This is a genomic window from Micromonospora sp. NPDC051924, from assembly GCF_055586005.1.
This window is the reverse complement of sequence record NZ_JBVJJA010000006.1, coordinates 89282-104230: the sequence shown is the minus strand read 5'-3', so window position 1 is coordinate 104230 and position 14949 is coordinate 89282. Positions and strand designations below refer to the sequence as shown.

Genomic DNA, 14949 nt, shown 5'->3' with positions numbered 1-14949 from the left:
TCGGTCGGATCCCGGTCAGAGGGCGTCGAGGCCGCGCTCGCCGGTACGGACCCGGACGACCTCCTCGACGCCGGTCACCCAGACCTTGCCGTCGCCGATCTTGCCGGTCCGGGCGGCGCCCACGATGGCGTCGACGATCTTGTCGACGTCCATCTCGTCGGTGAGCACCTCGACCCGGATCTTGGGCAGGAACTCGACCGTGTACTCGGCACCCCGGTAGACCTCGGTGTGCCCCTTCTGCCGGCCGTAGCCCTGGACCTCGCTGACGGTCAGGCCGGCCACGCCGAGGGCGTGCAGGGCCTCCTTCACCGCGTCCAGCTGGTACGGCTTGATGACCGCGGTCACCAGCTTCATGTCCAACCCCTCCATCCCAGGAACGTTAACCGGCGACCTTCTCGCTGACCGGCTCGGCGGGCGCCTCCGCCGCGTCGGTGGGCTCCGGGGCCGGCTTGGCGGCGCCGATCCCGGCCATCGCGAACGCCCCGCCGCTGCTGCCCGTGGTGGGCGACAGGTCGTACGCGCTCTCCGCGTGCTCGGCGACGTCGATGCCCTCGATCTCCGCCTCGGCGGGGATCCGGAACCCGATCGTCTTGTCGATCACGAAGCCGAGGGCGTAGGCGATCGCGAAGGAGTACACGGTCACGATCAGCGCGCCCAGCGCCTGCTTGCCGAGCAGCGAGGCGTTCCCGCCGACCAGCAGGCCGTCGCTGGTCACCAGCGAGCTCACCGAGGCGGTGCCGAACAGGCCGATCCAGAGGCAGCCGATCCACCCGCCGACGAAGTGCACGCCGACCACGTCCAGGGAGTCGTCGTAGCCGAAACGGTACTTCAGGCCGACCGCGAGGGCGCAGACCGCGCCGGCGACCAGACCCAGCAGCACCGATGCGGCCGGGGTGATGAACGCGCACGCCGGGGTGATCGCGACCAGACCGGCCACGGCACCGGACGACGCGCCGACCAGCGTCGGCTTGCCGTCGCGCACCCACTCCACCACGATCCAGCCGAGCAGGGCGGCGGCGGTGGCCACCTGGGTGTTGATGAAGGCCAGCGCGGTGACCCCGTCGGCGGTCAGCTCGGAGCCGGCGTTGAAGCCGAACCAACCGAACCAGAGCAGGCCGGCGCCGAGCGCGACCAGCGGGACGTTGTGCGGCTTGGCGCTCTCCCGGGGCCAGCCGACCCGCTTGCCGAGGACCAGCACCAGCGCGAGGGCCGCCGCACCAGCGTTGATGTGCACCGCGGTACCACCGGCGAAGTCCAGCGCGCCGATGTTCTTGCCGATCAGGCCACCGCCCCAGACCATGTGCGCGACCGGGAAGTAGACCAGGGTGGCCCAGCCGAAGGCGAACACCAGCCAGCCGGCGAACTTCGTCCGGTCGGACAGCGCGCCGCTGATCAGCGCCACGGTGATGACGGCGAACATCATCTGGAAGGCGATGAAGACGTAGAGCGGGATACCGGTCTCGCCCCACAGGTCGCTCTCGCCGACGAACGTCTTGGTGCCCAGGTACTGCCCGAGGTCACCCCAGAACTTGCCGCCCTCACCGAAGGCGACGGTGAAGCCGTAGAAAAGCCACAGGATGCTGACGAGCCCGATGGACGAGAAGCTCATCATCATCATGTTCAGGACGCCCTTGGACCGGTTCAGGCCGCCGTAGAACAGCGCGAGACCGGGCGTCATGAGCAGCACGAGCGCAGTCGAAACAAGCAACCAGGCAGTGTTCCCGGTATCGATCTCCACGCTGCCTCCTCTCGGTGTCGTATTCCTCCTTCCGACTGAGACCTGGCAGCATCGCCCGTCAGCCGGTTGCGCGGAAGCTTGCTCGGCGGCTGTTTCCTTCACCGACACCGCTCGATTTCCGACGCGTGACGGGTTGTTTCCGGCGTGTGAAGTACGCCGATCTTGGTCGGCGGAAACGGAAAGAGTGGCCGTTCCGACGAGGAACCAGCCACTCTTCCGGGGATTGGGGGATCAGCGGAGCGCGTACTCCAGGGCGTGCCGCTCGTAGTCGAGCAGCCGCAGGTCGCGCATCGGCCGCCGCAGGTGGCCCTTGTGCACGATCCGGACGAACGCCGGCTCGCCGGCCGCGGCCATCCGGCGGATGCCCTCGACGTGGTCGACGATCCGCTTGCGGATGGTCCGGATCAGCCGGTGTCGGTCGCGCGGGATCAGCCCGTACGCGTCGGCGAAGAGCCGCAGCCGCCGCGGCCGGTCCGGGTGCTTCCAGCCGAGGGTGATGGAGTCCCGGTCGGAGAAGATCGGTACCCAGGTCCAGGCCGCGTACGCCACGTCGTAGATCCGGGCGCCGGGCGAGGCGAGGTCGAAGTCGATCAGGCCGAGGGTGCCGTCGGGCCGCCAGATCACGTTGTGCGGAGCGGCGTCGTGGTGGCAGATCACCTCGGTGTCCGGCGGGGGCGGGCCGAACGAGCGCCAGACCGCCCCCGGCGGCGGGGTGAAGCCGTACTGGGCGTCGTGGAACATCCGCAGCATGGTCGCCACGGTGACCAGAGCCTCGTCGGTGACCCAGTGCGGGGCCAGCGGGTACTCCCCGCACTCCCCCTCCAGGTACGACAGGACCTCGCGGTTGCGCTCGTCCATGCCGAGGGCGCGGGGGGCGCCGGTGAAGCCGACGTACTCCAGGTGGCGCAGCAGGGCGTGCACCGAGGGGGTCCAGGGGCCGGCGTTGCGCCGGACCGTGTCCCCGACCCGGACCACGGTGCTGACGTTCCCGCCGTGCAGCGGGATCTCCTGTGAGGTCACGTACGGTCTCCCGAGGCGCGGCGCCAGGTGGTGGCTGGGGTCGCGCCACCCCGCGTAGGCGCGATCGTCAGTCGTCACGTCGAGGCTACGCGTCCCGGGCGAGCGGCTCGGTGCCGAGCAACGCGTCGACGAACTGCGCCGGGTCGAACGGGGCCAGGTCGTCCGGGCCCTCGCCCAGGCCGACCAGCTTGACCGGGATGCCGAGCTTGCGCTGCACGGCGATCACGATGCCGCCCTTGGCGGTCCCGTCGAGCTTGGTCAGCACCACGCCGGTCACGTTGACCACCTCGGTGAAGACCCGGGCCTGCTCCAGCCCGTTCTGGCCGGTGGTGGCGTCCAGGATCAGCAGGGTCTCGTCGATCGGGCCGTGCTTCTCCACCACCCGCTTGACCTTGCCCAGCTCGTCCATCAGGCCGACCTTGTTCTGCAGGCGACCGGCGGTGTCGACCAGCACGGTGTCGACCCTGGTGTCGATGCCCCGCTTGACCGCGTCGAAGGCGACGCTGGCCGGGTCGGCGGCCTCGGGCCCGCGGACGGTCTCCGCGCCGACCCGGCCGCCCCAGGTCTCCAGCTGGTCGGCGGCGGCGGCCCGGAAGGTGTCGGCCGCGCCGAGCAGCACGGTCCGCCCGTCGGCGATCAGCACTCGGGCGATCTTGCCGCAGGTGGTGGTCTTGCCGGCGCCGTTCACCCCGACGACCAGCACCACGGCCGGCACGTCCACCTTCGGGGCGGTCTTCAGCGACCGGTCGAGGGTGGGGTCGAGGGCGTTGACCAGCTCGGCGGCGAGCAGCGCGCGCAGCTCGCCGGCGGTGCGGGTGCCGAGCACCCGGGTCCGCTCGCGGAGCCGGTCGACGATCTCCCGGGTGGCGTCGATGCCGACGTCGGCGGTGATCAGGCTGTCCTCGATCTCCTCCCAGGTGTCCTCGTCCAGGTGGTCCCGGGCGAGCAGGCCGAGCAGGCCCTTGCCGAAGACGTTCTGCGAGCGGGACAGCCGCGACCGCAGCCGGACCAGCCGGCCGGCGGTGGGCTCGGGGACCTCGATGGTGGGCAGCGGCGGCGCCTCGACCACCGGCGGCGGCTCGACCAGGACACCGGTGGACACCTCGGCCTCGGCCGCCTCGACCGGCGGCCCGGCCAGGTCCTCCTCGGCCCGGGTCTCGACCTCCGTCTCCGGCAGCGGCGGCTCGGGGCGCCGGCGCAGCCGGGGCACCACGAGGCTGAGGCCGCCGATGATCAGCACGCCGAGCAGGGCGAGTACGACGAGGAGGTATTCCTTCATGCCGAAATCCTGTCAGATGCCGGCGACGACGTCCCACTCACCGCCTCGGCGCGCGAACAACCTGCGGGTACGCTCGCGGCTGGTAGGCGTGCCGCAATCGCCGGCCGGGTAAGAAAGGCTGAAACGATCTTCGTCGGAGGTGCGTCGTGCCCAGCTCCCGCCTGCTGATCGGTCCGTTGCTGCGGCGGGTCGTCGGCACGCGGGCGACCGTCTGGGTGGAGACCAGCGGCCCCGCGGTGGTCACCGTCCGCACGGCCGACGGCGCCCGGGGCAGTGCGCCCACCTTCACGGCCTACGACCACCACTACGCGATGGTGGTGGTGGAGGGGCTGGCGCCGGAGAGCGCCACCACGTACGAGGTGCTGATCGACGACGAGGTCGCCTGGCCGGTGCCGGAGACCGGTTTCCCGGCCAGCGTGATCCGGACCCGGGCGGCGGACGACCGGGACCAGCCGGTGAACCTGATCTTCGGGTCCTGCCGGGAGACCACCCAGCACGCCACCGCCCGCAAGCTGCCCCCGGACGCGCTCGACGCGTACGCCCGGCGGATGATGGCCGACCCGGACCCGGCCGCCTGGCCCGACCTGCTGGTGCTCCTCGGCGACCAGGTCTACGCCGACGTCACCTCGCCGACGGTGCGCAAGCTGCTCAAGCGTCGCCGGCGCCGGCCGAAGGACGCCCCGGCGACCCAGGTGGTCAGCTTCGACGAGTACACCAAGCTCTACCTGGAGTCCTGGCGCGACCCGGAGATCCGCTGGCTGCTCTCCACCGTGCCGAGCGTGATGATCTTCGACGACCACGAGGTGATCGACGACTGGAACACGTCGGCGTCCTGGCGGGCGGACATGCGCGAGCAGCCCTGGTGGGCGGAGCGGATCCGCAGCGGCCTCGCCTCCTACTGGGTCTACCAGCACCTGGGCAACCTCGCTCCGGACGAGATCGCCGCCGACCCGGTGTACGCCAAGGTGATGGCCGCCGAGGACGCCACCTCCGTGCTGTACGAGTTCGGCGAGCGGGTTGACAAGGAGGCCGACGTCGCGCACGACACCGAGCGCTGGCGGGCCGTGCAGTACCAGTGGAGCTACGCCCTCGACCTCGGGCGGACCCGCCTGGTGATGCTGGACAACCGGTCCAGCCGGGTGCTGGAGTCCGGCAACCGGGCGATGCTGCCGCCCGGCGAGTGGTCCTGGTTCCTGGACCGGGCGCACGGCGTCTACGACCACCTCGTGGTCGGCGCCTCGCTGCCCTGGCTGCTGCCGCCCGGCATCCACCATGTCGAGGCGTGGAACGAGAAGCTGGCCGACTCCCCCCGGCCCTGGGCGGCGAAGGTGTCCGAGCAACTCCGCCGGGCCCTGGACCTGGAGCACTGGGCGTCGTTCCGGCGCTCGTTCGACGCCCTCGGCGAGCTCTTCGCCCGACTGGGCAGCGGCCGGGCCACCCGGCCGGGCGACCGGGTGGGCGCGGGTCCGGCGTACCCGGCACCGGCGTCGATCAGCGTGCTCTCCGGGGACGTGCACCACTCGTACGTGGCCCGGGCCCGGTTCGCGGACCGGAGCGTCCGCACCCCGGTGCACCAGCTCACCTGCTCGCCGATCCACAACCAGGTGCCGGCTGCGATCCGTCCGCTGATGGCGCTCGGCTGGAACCCGGGGCCGGCCGCCGCCACCTGGGCCCTCGCGCGCTCGGCCGGGGTGCGCCGGCCGTTCGTGCGGTGGAAGAAGCTGGCCGGGCCGTACTTCGGCAACGCGATCGCCACACTGACCCACCGGGGCCGGGCGGCGGAGGTGCTCATCGAGGGGACCACCGGCGACGGCCACCTGCGTACCGTGGCGCGGCAGCAGCTCAGCGCGGAATCGTGAGTACGCTCTCCCCCGTGGACGATCACCCGCCGGAGACGCTGCGCGCCGTGGAGCACGAGCTGACCGCCCTGCTGCGTCGCGGGCGCGCGCTCTCCTGGGAGATCGCCCGGGAGGTGCATCCCAACCTCGAGCCGAACGCGTACGGGCTGCTGCTCTGGTTGCGCCGGTCGGGCTCGATCCGGCTGACCGACCTGGCCGCCAAGCTCGGCATCGGCAAGGGCACCCTGAGCCGGCAGATCAACGGCCTGGAGTCGCTGGGCCTGGTCCGCCGCGACCCGGACCCCACCGACCGGCGGGCCGCCCAGCTCAGCCTCACCGAGGAGGGCACCCGCCGGTTCGACACCGCCCGGGCCGCCCGGCTCGGGCAGATCCGGCGCACGCTGGAAAGCTGGCCGAAACAGGACGTCGAGGACTTCGCCCGGCTCATGCACAAGTTCAACGAGACCTTCTGAGCCCCGGGACGGCCGGGGAATAAGACCTGCGCCACGGGCGGTTGTTGCTTGAGGCAACCAAGCCTTACGGTTGCCTGAGGCAACCCTTTCTCCCGACATGTCCGGAGGCACACCACGATGACCCAGGCGACAGCGCCCACCCGGGCGACCGCCGTCGGCATGACCCACCGGCAGATCCTGGAGGCGCTCTCCGGCCTGCTGCTGGGCATGTTCGTCGCGATCCTCTCCTCCACGGTCGTCTCGAACGCGCTGCCGCGGATCATCACCGAGCTGCACGGTGGCCAGTCCGCCTACACCTGGGTGGTCACCTCGACGCTGCTGGCCACCACCGCGACCACCCCGGTCTGGGGCAAGCTCGCCGACCTGACCAGCAAGAAGATCCTGGTCCAGCTGGCCCTCGGGGTCTTCGTGCTGGGCTCCGTGCTGGCCGGGCTCTCGCAGTCGACCGGGCAGCTCATCGCCTGCCGGGTGGTCCAGGGCGTCGGCGCGGGCGGCCTGACCGCCCTGGCCCAGGTGATCATGGCGACGATGATCGCCCCGCGCGAGCGCGGCCGGTACAGCGGCTACCTCGGTGCGGTGATGGCGCTGGGCACCATCGGCGGCCCGCTGATCGGTGGCGTCATCGTCGACACCGACTGGCTCGGCTGGCGCTGGTGCTTCTACGTTGGCGTGCCGTTCGCCATCCTCGCCCTGGTCGTGCTCCAGAAGACCCTGCACCTGCCGGTGGTCAAGCGCTCGGTGAAGATCGACTGGTGGGGCGCCACCCTGATCACCGCAGCCGTCTCGCTGCTGCTGATCTGGATCACCCTGGCCGGCGACAAGTACGACTGGATCTCCTGGCAGAGCGCGGCCATGGTCGCCGGGGCGCTGCTGCTCGGCGCGATCGCCCTCCGGGTGGAGCAGCGGGCCACCGAGCCGATGATCCCGCCACGCCTGTTCCGCAGCCGCACCATCACCCTCGCCGTTATCGCCAGCATCGCGGTCGGCGTCGGCATGTTCGGCGCCTCGGTCTTCCTCGGCCAGTACTTCCAGATCAGCCGCGGCGAGAGCCCGACCATGTCCGGCCTGATGACGCTGCCGATGATCGGCGGCCTGCTGGTGGCCTCCACCGTGGTCGGCCGGATCATCACCAACACCGGCCGCTGGAAGCGCTACCTGGTCGCCGGCTCGGTCCTGCTCACCGTCGGCTTCGCCACCATGGGCACGCTGCGCGCGGACACCCCGTACTGGCGGATCGCCATCTTCATGGCGCTGATCGGCCTCGGGCTCGGCATGACCATGCAGAACCTGGTCCTCGCCGTGCAGAACACCGTCGGCACGCACGAGCTCGGCGCGGCCAGCTCGGTGGTCGCCTTCTTCCGCAGCCTCGGCGGCGCGATCGGCGTGAGCGCCCTCGGCTCGGTGCTCGGTCACAAGGTCAAGGACTACCTCGCCGAGGGGCTGGCCGGGCTGGGCATCAAGGCGTCCAGCTCCGGCAGCGGCGGCACCCTGCCCGACGTGCACACCCTGCCCGCCCCGATCCGCGCGGTCGTCGAGTCCGCGTACGGGCACGGAGCCGGGGACATCTTCCTGGCCGCCGCGCCTTTCGGGCTGGTCGCCCTGCTCGCGGTGGTCTTCATCAAGGAGGTGCCGCTGCGCCGGCACACCGGCGACGCGATCTCCGCCGAGGTCGAGCGCGAGTCGGCCGTCGCCGCGGGCGGCGGGGCCGCGGTGGTCCGGACCGGAGCCCGGGACTGAGGCGATGAGCGCGTCTGTCGAGCGTGAGGAGTACGGTCCGGAGCACCGTCCGCTGCCGTTCGAACGCGGCACGGACGGGCCCCGGGTGGTGCTGGTCGGGGTGGACGGCACCCGCACCTCGCTGCGGGCCGCCGCCTACGCGGCCGGGCTGGCCCGCCGGCAGGGGTCCGGGCTGGTGGTGGTCTTCGTCAGCTCACCGGCCCCGTACGCGGGGATCATGTCCGGGGTGGTGGCCGGGGCGGTCCAGCAGACCCACGACGAGCTGGCCGCCGAGCTGCGCGCCGAGTGCCGGCGCGGGGCCGAGGAGCTGGGGCTGCCGGTGACCTTCCTGTGCCGGCGCGGCGACGCGTACGCCGAGCTCTGCAAGGCGGCCGACGAGCACCGCGCGGACCTGGTCGTGGTGGGCTCGTCCGAGCAGGCCGGCCACAAGCTGGTCGGCTCGGTCGCCACCCGGCTGGTCCGCACCGGCCGCTGGCCGGTCGTCGTGGTGCCCTGAAATCCGGTCGCGACGGTCGTACCCGGGCCGCAGGATGTCCGGATGACCTGGAGAGCACCCGAGATCGACCGCCGACACGAGCCGTACGTCGCCGACGAGCGCACCATGCTCCAAGGCTGGCTCGACTACCACCGCGACACCCTGCTGCACAAGTGCACCGGCCTGACCGCGGAGCAGCTCAGGACCGCCAGCGTGGAGCCGTCCGGGCTGACCCTGCTCGGCCTGGTCCGGCACCTGGCCGACGTGGAGCGCTGGTGGTTCCGGATCCGGTCCGCCGGCGAGGACCTCCCCGGCCTGTACGACGCCGACGAGGACCCCGACGCCGACCTGAACGCCGTCGCCGACGCCGACCCGGAAAAGGCCCTCGCCACCTACCGCACCGAGGTCGAGGCGGCCGACCGGGCGGTCGCCGACCTTCCGCTGGACCACACGTTCCCGCGTCGCCGCCGGGACGGCGGCACGGACGAGATGAACCTGCGCTGGGTCTACGTCCACATGATCGAGGAGTACGCCCGGCACAACGGCCACGCCGACCTGATCCGGGAGCGGATCGACGGGGTCACCGGGGACTGACCGCCACGTTCAGTCGGCGTACCCGGCCCGCAGCAGGTGCTCGCCCAGCGGGGTGAGCTGGTGCCGCACCGCCGGGCCGGTCCGGTGCGTGGTGATCAGGCCGGCCGAGCGCAGCGTGGTGGTGTGCTGGCTGGCCGCGGCGACCGAGATGCCGACGGTCCGGGCCACCTGCGAGGTGCTCGGCCCTTCGGTGATCGCCCCGAGCACCGCCGCCCGGGTCCGGCCGATCAGGTCCGCCAGCGGCCGGCCGGTGGTCAGCTCCCGCCGGTTCGGCCGGATCGGGTACGCCAGCACCACCGGGCCGGCCGGGTCGGGCAGCACCGACGGCTGCGGCACCAGGTACGAGGGGACCAGGGTGACGCCCCGACCCTCCGGCGTCAGGTCGTAGGCGACGTCCCGGCCGCAGTCGTAGGCGAGCTGGTACTCGTCCCCCACCGGCGTCCAGTGCAGTTCCGGGCCGAGGTCCCGGAACACCCGGTCGATGCCGGCGTCCACCATGGTGTGTCCGCGTACCGCCCGGTCGGCGTGCACCGCCGAGGTGATCGTGTCCCAGTATGGCGCCACCGCGACCGCGTGGAACGCGGCCATGGCGGCGCGCAGCCGGTCCCGGGCGGCCATCTCACCCGCGGCCAGGCCGGCGTACCAGGCAGGGAGCTCTCCGGCCTCCACCTGGGGGCCGAGCTCGGCGGCCAGCACCTCGTCCGGGGTGTCGGCGACCTCGTCGAGCGCGGTGGTCAGCTCGCTGCCGAAGCTGCTCGGGGTGAGGAAGTCGGGGAACCAGTACGGCGACCGGCACAGCTCCAGGTAGGGGCGCATCTCCGGGCGCAGACCGGCCCGCGTGCGGGCCCGCCAGGCCGCGAGGTGGTGCGGGACGTCGCCACGGAACAGGCGCTGGCCGGCCGAGGCCAGCTCCAGCAGCACCGACGGCGCGGACCGCAGAACCGTGCGGCTGAGGTCCGTCGCGGTCAGGTGCAGCGTCATCATGCCCATGGACGCTAGCCAACGCCCGCCCGCCGCCGGAAGGCCGCCCGACCCGGGTCGGGGTCTAGTACGCCAGCGCGGCGCGCAGGTAGCGCAGGTCGCCCGAGCCGGTCCAGCGGTGCGCGGAGAGCCCGGCCACCCGGGCACCGGCCACGGCCCGGTCCTCGTCGTCGACGAAGAGCACCCGGGACGGCGGGGTGTCCAGTGCCTCGCAGGCCGCCTGGAAGTACTCCTTCGCCGGCTTGTTCACCCCGACGACGGAGGAGTTGACCACCACGTCCAGCTCGTCGGTGAGATCCAGCGCGGCCAGGTCGGCGTCGAGCAGGTCGGTGGCGTTGGTGCCCAGCCCGACCCGGACCCCGGCGGCCCGCACCTCGCGGACGAACGCGAGCACGTCCGGGTCGACCTCGCCCCGGTAGCGCTGCCACTCGTCCACCGCGGCGCGGGCCCGGGCGGGATCGCCGACCGTGGGGGTGAGGGCGTCGGCCACGCTGGTCATCCACTGGGCGTGGCTGACCTGGCCGGTGAGCACCGGCTGGAGCAGCCCCCAGGACATGGCGATCTCGCCGAGGACGCCCTCGGTGAGGCCGTACTCGCGCTCCACGCCGGCGGCCACCGCCGGGTCCCAGCGGCGCAGCACGCCGTCGAAATCCACCAGGAGCGCCGTGGCGCGTTCCCGACTCACTCGTTGCTCTCCTGCCCGTCGTCGTCGGCCCGGTTGAGCCGTTGGCTGATCACCTGGGTGACGCCGCTGCGCATGGTAACGCCGTACAGCGCGTCGGCGATCTCCATGGTCCGTTTCTGGTGGGTGATCACGATCAGCTGGCTCTTCTCCCGCAGCTGCGCCAGGAGCGTGATCAGGCGACCCAGGTTGACGTCGTCGAGGGCCGCCTCCACCTCGTCCATGATGTAGAACGGACTGGGCCGCGCGCGGAAGATCGCCACCAGCATGGCCACCGCGGTCAGCGACCGCTCGCCGCCGGAGAGCAGGGAGAGCCGCTTGATCTTCTTGCCCGGCGGCCGGGCCTCCACCTCGACGCCGGTGGTCAGCAGGTCCTCGGGGTCGGTCAGCACCAGGCGGCCCTCGCCGCCGGGGAAGAGCACGGTGAAGACCTGCTCGAACTCCCGGGCGGTGTCCTCGAACGCGCTGGCGAAGACCTCCAGGATCCGGTCGTCCACGTCCTTGACCACGGTGAGCAGGTCCCGGCGGGTGGCCTTGAGATCCTCCAGTTGCTCGGAGAGGAACTTGTAACGCTCCTCCAGCGCGGCGAACTCCTCCAGGGCGAGGGGGTTCACCTTGCCGAGCAGGGCCAGTTCCCGTTCCGCCTTGGCGGCCCGCTTCTCCTGCACCGGGCGCTCGTAGCGGACCGGCTCGGGCACCGGCAGCCCGTCCTTCTCGGCGGCGACCACGTCCGCCTGGGTGGGCGGGACGAGCTGGTCCGGCCCATACTCGGCGACCAGCGTCTCGACGTCGAGGCCGAAGTCCTCGGCGGCCTTGGCCTCCAACTGCTCGATCCGCAGCCGCTGCTCGGCGCGGGCCACCTCGTCCCGGTGCACCTGGCTGGTCAGCCGTTCCAGCTCCGCGCCGAGCCGCTTGGCCGCGCCGCGTACCTCGGACAGTTCGGCCTCGCGGGCGGCCCGCTCGCGGGCGACCTCGTCCCGGTGCTGCTCGGCCCCGGCGATCGACACGCCGAGCCGGGTCAGCGCCTCGCGGGCGCCGCCGACCACGGCCCGGGCGATCTCCGCGCCACGGCTGCGGGCCGCGCGCCGGGCGGCGGCGCGCTCCCGCGCAGCCCGCTCGGCGTTCGCCTGCCGCGCGAGGGAGTCGGCCCGGCCGGCGATCGAGGAGACCCGCTCCTCGGCGGTACGCACCGCGAGCCGGACCTCCATCTCGTTCTGCCGGGCCTGCGGCACCATGGCGGCGAGCTGGTCGCGCTCCTCGGTGGACGGCTCGGCGTCGAGCGGGGTGGCCTCGGCCAGCCGAAGCCGCTCCTCCAGCTCGGCGAGGGCCTGCAGGTCGCGTTCCCGGGCCCCCTCGGCGCGGGCGCGGGACTCGCCGAGCCGGTCGGTCTCCGCCTTGGCCGACCGGGCGGCGGCGCCCAGCTCGGCCAGCCGACGGGCGGCGGCGTTGCGGTGGCTCTCCGCCTCCCGCTTGGCGGCGGCGGCGTGCTGCACGGCCTCCTTCGCGGCGGCCACCTCGGCGCGCGCCTCGAGCAGCTGCTCGCGCAGTTCGGCGCTGGTCCGCTCGGCGGTGGCCCGGTTGGTCCGGGCCTCCTCGACGGCCGCCTGCACCTCGATGTAGCTGGGCGCCTTGGCCGACCCGCCCGCCGCCGCGTACGCCCCGACCACGTCGCCTTCGGGGGTGACCGCGCGCAGTTCCGGGTTGCCGGCGACGAGTTCGGCGGCGGCGGAGAGGTCGTCGACCAGGACCACGTCGCGCAGCGCCCGGTGCACGGCCGGGCGGATCTCGGCGGAGCACTCCACCAGGTCGGGCGCCCAGCGGGCGCCGTCGGGCAGCTTCGGGCGCAGCGCGTCGGCCGGGCCGGCCATGCCGGGTCCGGCCGGGCTGCCGACCAGCAGGCCGGCGCGACCGGCGTCGGAGATCTTCAGCAGCCGCATCGCCTCGACGGCCTCGTCCACGCCGCTGACCGCGACCGCGTCGGCGAGCCCGCCGAGCGCGGCCGCCAGGGCCGCCTCGTGGCCGGGGGCGACGGTGAGCAGCCCGGAGAGGCTGCCGAGCAGGCCGGGGACCTGGTCGGCCTTCGCCAGCAGGGCCCCGGCGCCGTCCTTGCGGCGCAGGCCGAGGGCGAGCGCCTCCTCCCGGGCCTTCCAGGTGGCCGCGTCCTTCTCGGCGGCGCGTTCGGCGTCGGAGAGGCTGCGCACGGCCGCCTGCGCCTGCTCGTGGACGGCGACGGCCTCGGCGTGCCGGGCGTCCAGGTCGGCGTTGTCCCGGTCCGCCTCCGTGGACTGCTCGGCGACCGCGTCGAGGTCCGCCTGGGCCTTCTCGGCGCGGGTGAGGGCGTCGGCGTGCGCGGCGGCGAGTCGTTCGATCTCCTCGCCCGCGCTGGTGGTCCGCGCCTGGGCCGAGTTGACCTGGCCGGTCAGCCGGGCCAGCCCCTCGCGCCGGTCGGCGATGGCCTTGGCGGCGGCGACCAGTTCGCGCTCGGCGGCGGCGAGCTGCCGTTCCAGCTCCTGCCGGTGCTCGACCGCCTCGGCCAGCCGGATCTGGTCCTCGGTGAGCGCGGCACGCAGCTCCTCCTCCTGCTCGCGGACCCGCCGGGACTCGGCTTCGAGCTGGTCGGGGTCGCGGCCGGGACGCTCGTCGTCCGGGGTGGCGCTGAGGTGGCGCAGCCGCTCCCGGGCGAGCTGCTCGATGGAGCGGAACCGCTCCTGGAGCGCGGAGAGCTTGTACCAGGTGTCCTGGGCGGCGGCGAGCAGCGGGGCGTCGTCGGCGAGGGCGGCCTCCAGCTCGCCGAGGCGGGCCTGCACCTCGGTGTGTTCCGCCTCGATCTGCTCGCGGCGCTCACGCACCGCGGTCTCGTCGGCGATCTCCTTGTCCAGCGTGGTCCGCAGGGTGTGCAGGTCGTCGGCGAGCAGCCGCAGCCGGGCGTCGCGCAGGTTGGCCTGGATGGCGGCGGCCCGCCGGGCCACCTCGGCCTGCCGGCCCAGCGGCTTGAGCTGCCGACGCAGTTCGGCGGTGAGGTCGGTGAGCCGGTTGAGGTTGGTCTGCATCGCGTCGAGCTTCCGCAGCGCCTTTTCCTTGCGCTTGCGGTGCTTGAGGACGCCGGCCGCCTCCTCGATGAACGCCCGCCGGTCCTCCGGCTTGGCGTGCAGCATCCCGTCGAGCCGGCCCTGCCCGACGATGATGTGCATCTCCCGGCCGATGCCGGAGTCCGACAGCAGCTCCTGGATGTCGAGCAGGCGGCAGGAGTCGCCGTTGATCTCGTACTCGCTCTCGCCGGAGCGGAACATCCGGCGGGTGATGGAGACCTCGGTGTACTCGATCGGCAGCGCACCGTCGGTGTTGTCGATGGTGAGGGTGACCTCGGCCCGGCCGAGCGGCGCCCGCCCAGCGGTGCCGGCGAAGATGACGTCCTCCATCTTGCCGCCGCGCAGCGCCTTGGCGCCCTGCTCGCCGAGCACCCAGGCGATGGCGTCGACGACATTGGACTTGCCGGAGCCGTTCGGGCCGACCACGCAGGTGATCCCGGGCTCCAGCTTCAGCGTCGTCGCGGAGGCGAAAGACTTGAAGCCCTTCACCGTCAGGCTCTTGAGATGCACCTTCTCGATCCTCGTCCGGTGGCCGCCGTACCGTCGCCGGCTACGCGGACCTGGTGAACCCGCAGACTAACCCGTGGTCGGGAACACCCTGGTACGCGACCCACCCCGCGCCGGGGTTGTCCGGATTTCCCTGCTGTGATGACCAGGGCCGGAAACTGCAAGATCATAATTGCGTCCCGGCAATTCGGGGGCGCCCGCCAAGATCGCCCGGGTGATCTGAAAACAAAAAGCCCGCACACAAAGCTGCGCGCCGGCACTGCGGTGTCGGCGCGCTTTTTCGTGTGGTGCTATTCAGTTTTTCCCGAGGACCGGAGATCAGGTCAGTGCGGGCTCGGCCAGCCGGAGGAGGTCGTCAGCCTCCGCCGCAGCCGCCGCCAGCCGATCATTGTCGGCGCGCAGACGCGTGATCTCGAACTCCAGTGCCTGAACCCTGGCACGCAGTCGGGTGACCTCGTCGAGCAGACGCCGGTCGGGCGCTGCACCTACGTGGCCGTAGAGGGCCTTCGCCATGCTGACTCCTTGATATGCGCTGC

Annotated in this window: 13 protein-coding genes; 5 read left to right on the top strand and 8 right to left on the bottom strand. The window is 72.6% G+C overall.

All coding sequences use genetic code 11. The features are described 5' to 3' along the window. Nucleotides 1–15 precede the first annotated feature (15 nt). The 4 genes from ACZ6S5_RS06655 to ftsY form a co-directional block, all read right to left on the bottom strand. Nucleotides 16–354: a P-II family nitrogen regulator gene (locus tag ACZ6S5_RS06655; RefSeq protein ID WP_013284578.1), complete on the bottom strand. Its 339-nt coding sequence runs from the start codon at nt 352–354 to the stop codon at nt 16–18. A gap of 25 nt (nt 355–379) precedes the next feature. Then, on the bottom strand, nt 380–1738 hold the full coding sequence (locus tag ACZ6S5_RS06650) for an ammonium transporter (protein ID WP_465998439.1): 1359 nt from the start codon (nt 1736–1738) through the stop codon (nt 380–382). 231 nt (nt 1739–1969) lie between these two features. Further along, complete coding sequence (locus ACZ6S5_RS06645; RefSeq protein ID WP_412819300.1) at nt 1970–2836, bottom strand: phosphotransferase; 867 nt, start codon at nt 2834–2836, stop codon at nt 1970–1972. Between the two features lie 7 nt (nt 2837–2843). After that, nucleotides 2844–4037, bottom strand: a complete 1194-nt coding sequence (gene ftsY, locus ACZ6S5_RS06640) for a signal recognition particle-docking protein FtsY (RefSeq protein ID WP_465998436.1) — start codon at nt 4035–4037, stop codon at nt 2844–2846. Between the two features lie 146 nt (nt 4038–4183). On the opposite strand from ftsY, the gene ACZ6S5_RS06635 reads away from it, so the two are divergent. The 5 genes from ACZ6S5_RS06635 to ACZ6S5_RS06615 all read left to right on the top strand — a co-directional run bounded on the left by ACZ6S5_RS06635 (nt 4184) and on the right by ACZ6S5_RS06615 (nt 9154). Next, nucleotides 4184–5896: an alkaline phosphatase D family protein gene (locus ACZ6S5_RS06635; RefSeq protein ID WP_465998434.1), complete on the top strand. Its 1713-nt coding sequence runs from the start codon at nt 4184–4186 to the stop codon at nt 5894–5896. 14 nt (nt 5897–5910) lie between these two features. Continuing rightward, complete coding sequence (locus ACZ6S5_RS06630) at nt 5911–6348, top strand: MarR family winged helix-turn-helix transcriptional regulator (protein WP_465998432.1); 438 nt, start codon at nt 5911–5913, stop codon at nt 6346–6348. A 117-nt stretch (nt 6349–6465) separates the two neighbouring features. After that, nucleotides 6466–8085 (top strand): MDR family MFS transporter, encoded by a 1620-nt coding sequence (locus tag ACZ6S5_RS06625; protein ID WP_465998430.1) that lies wholly within the window; start codon nt 6466–6468, stop codon nt 8083–8085. Nucleotides 8086–8089: 4 nt separating this feature from the next. Beyond that, entirely contained in the window at nt 8090–8581 is a 492-nt protein-coding gene (locus tag ACZ6S5_RS06620; RefSeq protein ID WP_465998428.1) for a universal stress protein, read from the top strand. A gap of 42 nt (nt 8582–8623) precedes the next feature. Beyond that, on the top strand, nt 8624–9154 hold the full coding sequence (locus ACZ6S5_RS06615) for a DinB family protein (RefSeq protein WP_465998426.1): 531 nt from the start codon (nt 8624–8626) through the stop codon (nt 9152–9154). A 9-nt stretch (nt 9155–9163) separates the two neighbouring features. Here the strand turns inward: ACZ6S5_RS06615 and ACZ6S5_RS06610 are convergent, their stop codons facing one another. The 4 genes from ACZ6S5_RS06610 to ACZ6S5_RS06595 all read right to left on the bottom strand — a co-directional run bounded on the left by ACZ6S5_RS06610 (nt 9164) and on the right by ACZ6S5_RS06595 (nt 14926). Continuing rightward, nucleotides 9164–10138 (bottom strand): winged helix-turn-helix domain-containing protein, encoded by a 975-nt coding sequence (locus ACZ6S5_RS06610; protein ID WP_465998424.1) that lies wholly within the window; start codon nt 10136–10138, stop codon nt 9164–9166. Nucleotides 10139–10199: 61 nt separating this feature from the next. Continuing rightward, nucleotides 10200–10820, bottom strand: coding sequence for an HAD family hydrolase (locus tag ACZ6S5_RS06605; RefSeq protein WP_465998422.1), 621 nt, complete (start codon nt 10818–10820; stop codon nt 10200–10202). Beyond that, nucleotides 10817–14416 carry a chromosome segregation protein SMC gene (gene smc / locus ACZ6S5_RS06600; RefSeq protein WP_465998420.1) on the bottom strand — a complete coding sequence of 1200 codons (3600 nt, stop codon included), beginning with the start codon at nt 14414–14416 and terminating at the stop codon, nt 10817–10819. Before smc ends, ACZ6S5_RS06605 begins: the two co-directional genes overlap by 4 nt. A 315-nt stretch (nt 14417–14731) precedes the next feature. Next, the gene (locus ACZ6S5_RS06595) at nt 14732–14926 is read right to left on the bottom strand and encodes a hypothetical protein (RefSeq protein ID WP_007456482.1); all 195 of its coding nucleotides are present in this window, start codon (nt 14924–14926) and stop codon (nt 14732–14734) included. Nucleotides 14927–14949 lie beyond the last annotated feature (23 nt).

Excerpts from the sequence above, each read along its gene's own strand:
- ACZ6S5_RS06615 (WP_465998426.1), top strand. The coding sequence starts at position 8,624 with ATGACCTGGAGAGCACCCGAGATCGACCGCCGACACGAGCCGTACGTC.
- ftsY (WP_465998436.1), bottom strand. The coding sequence starts at position 4,037 with ATGAAGGAATACCTCCTCGTCGTACTCGCCCTGCTCGGCGTGCTGATC.
- ACZ6S5_RS06625 (WP_465998430.1), top strand. The coding sequence starts at position 6,466 with ATGACCCAGGCGACAGCGCCCACCCGGGCGACCGCCGTCGGCATGACC.
- ACZ6S5_RS06620 (WP_465998428.1), top strand. The coding sequence starts at position 8,090 with ATGAGCGCGTCTGTCGAGCGTGAGGAGTACGGTCCGGAGCACCGTCCG.
- ACZ6S5_RS06655 (WP_013284578.1), bottom strand. The coding sequence starts at position 354 with ATGAAGCTGGTGACCGCGGTCATCAAGCCGTACCAGCTGGACGCGGTG.
- ACZ6S5_RS06610 (WP_465998424.1), bottom strand. The coding sequence starts at position 10,138 with ATGATGACGCTGCACCTGACCGCGACGGACCTCAGCCGCACGGTTCTG.
- ACZ6S5_RS06595 (WP_007456482.1), bottom strand. The coding sequence starts at position 14,926 with ATGGCGAAGGCCCTCTACGGCCACGTAGGTGCAGCGCCCGACCGGCGT.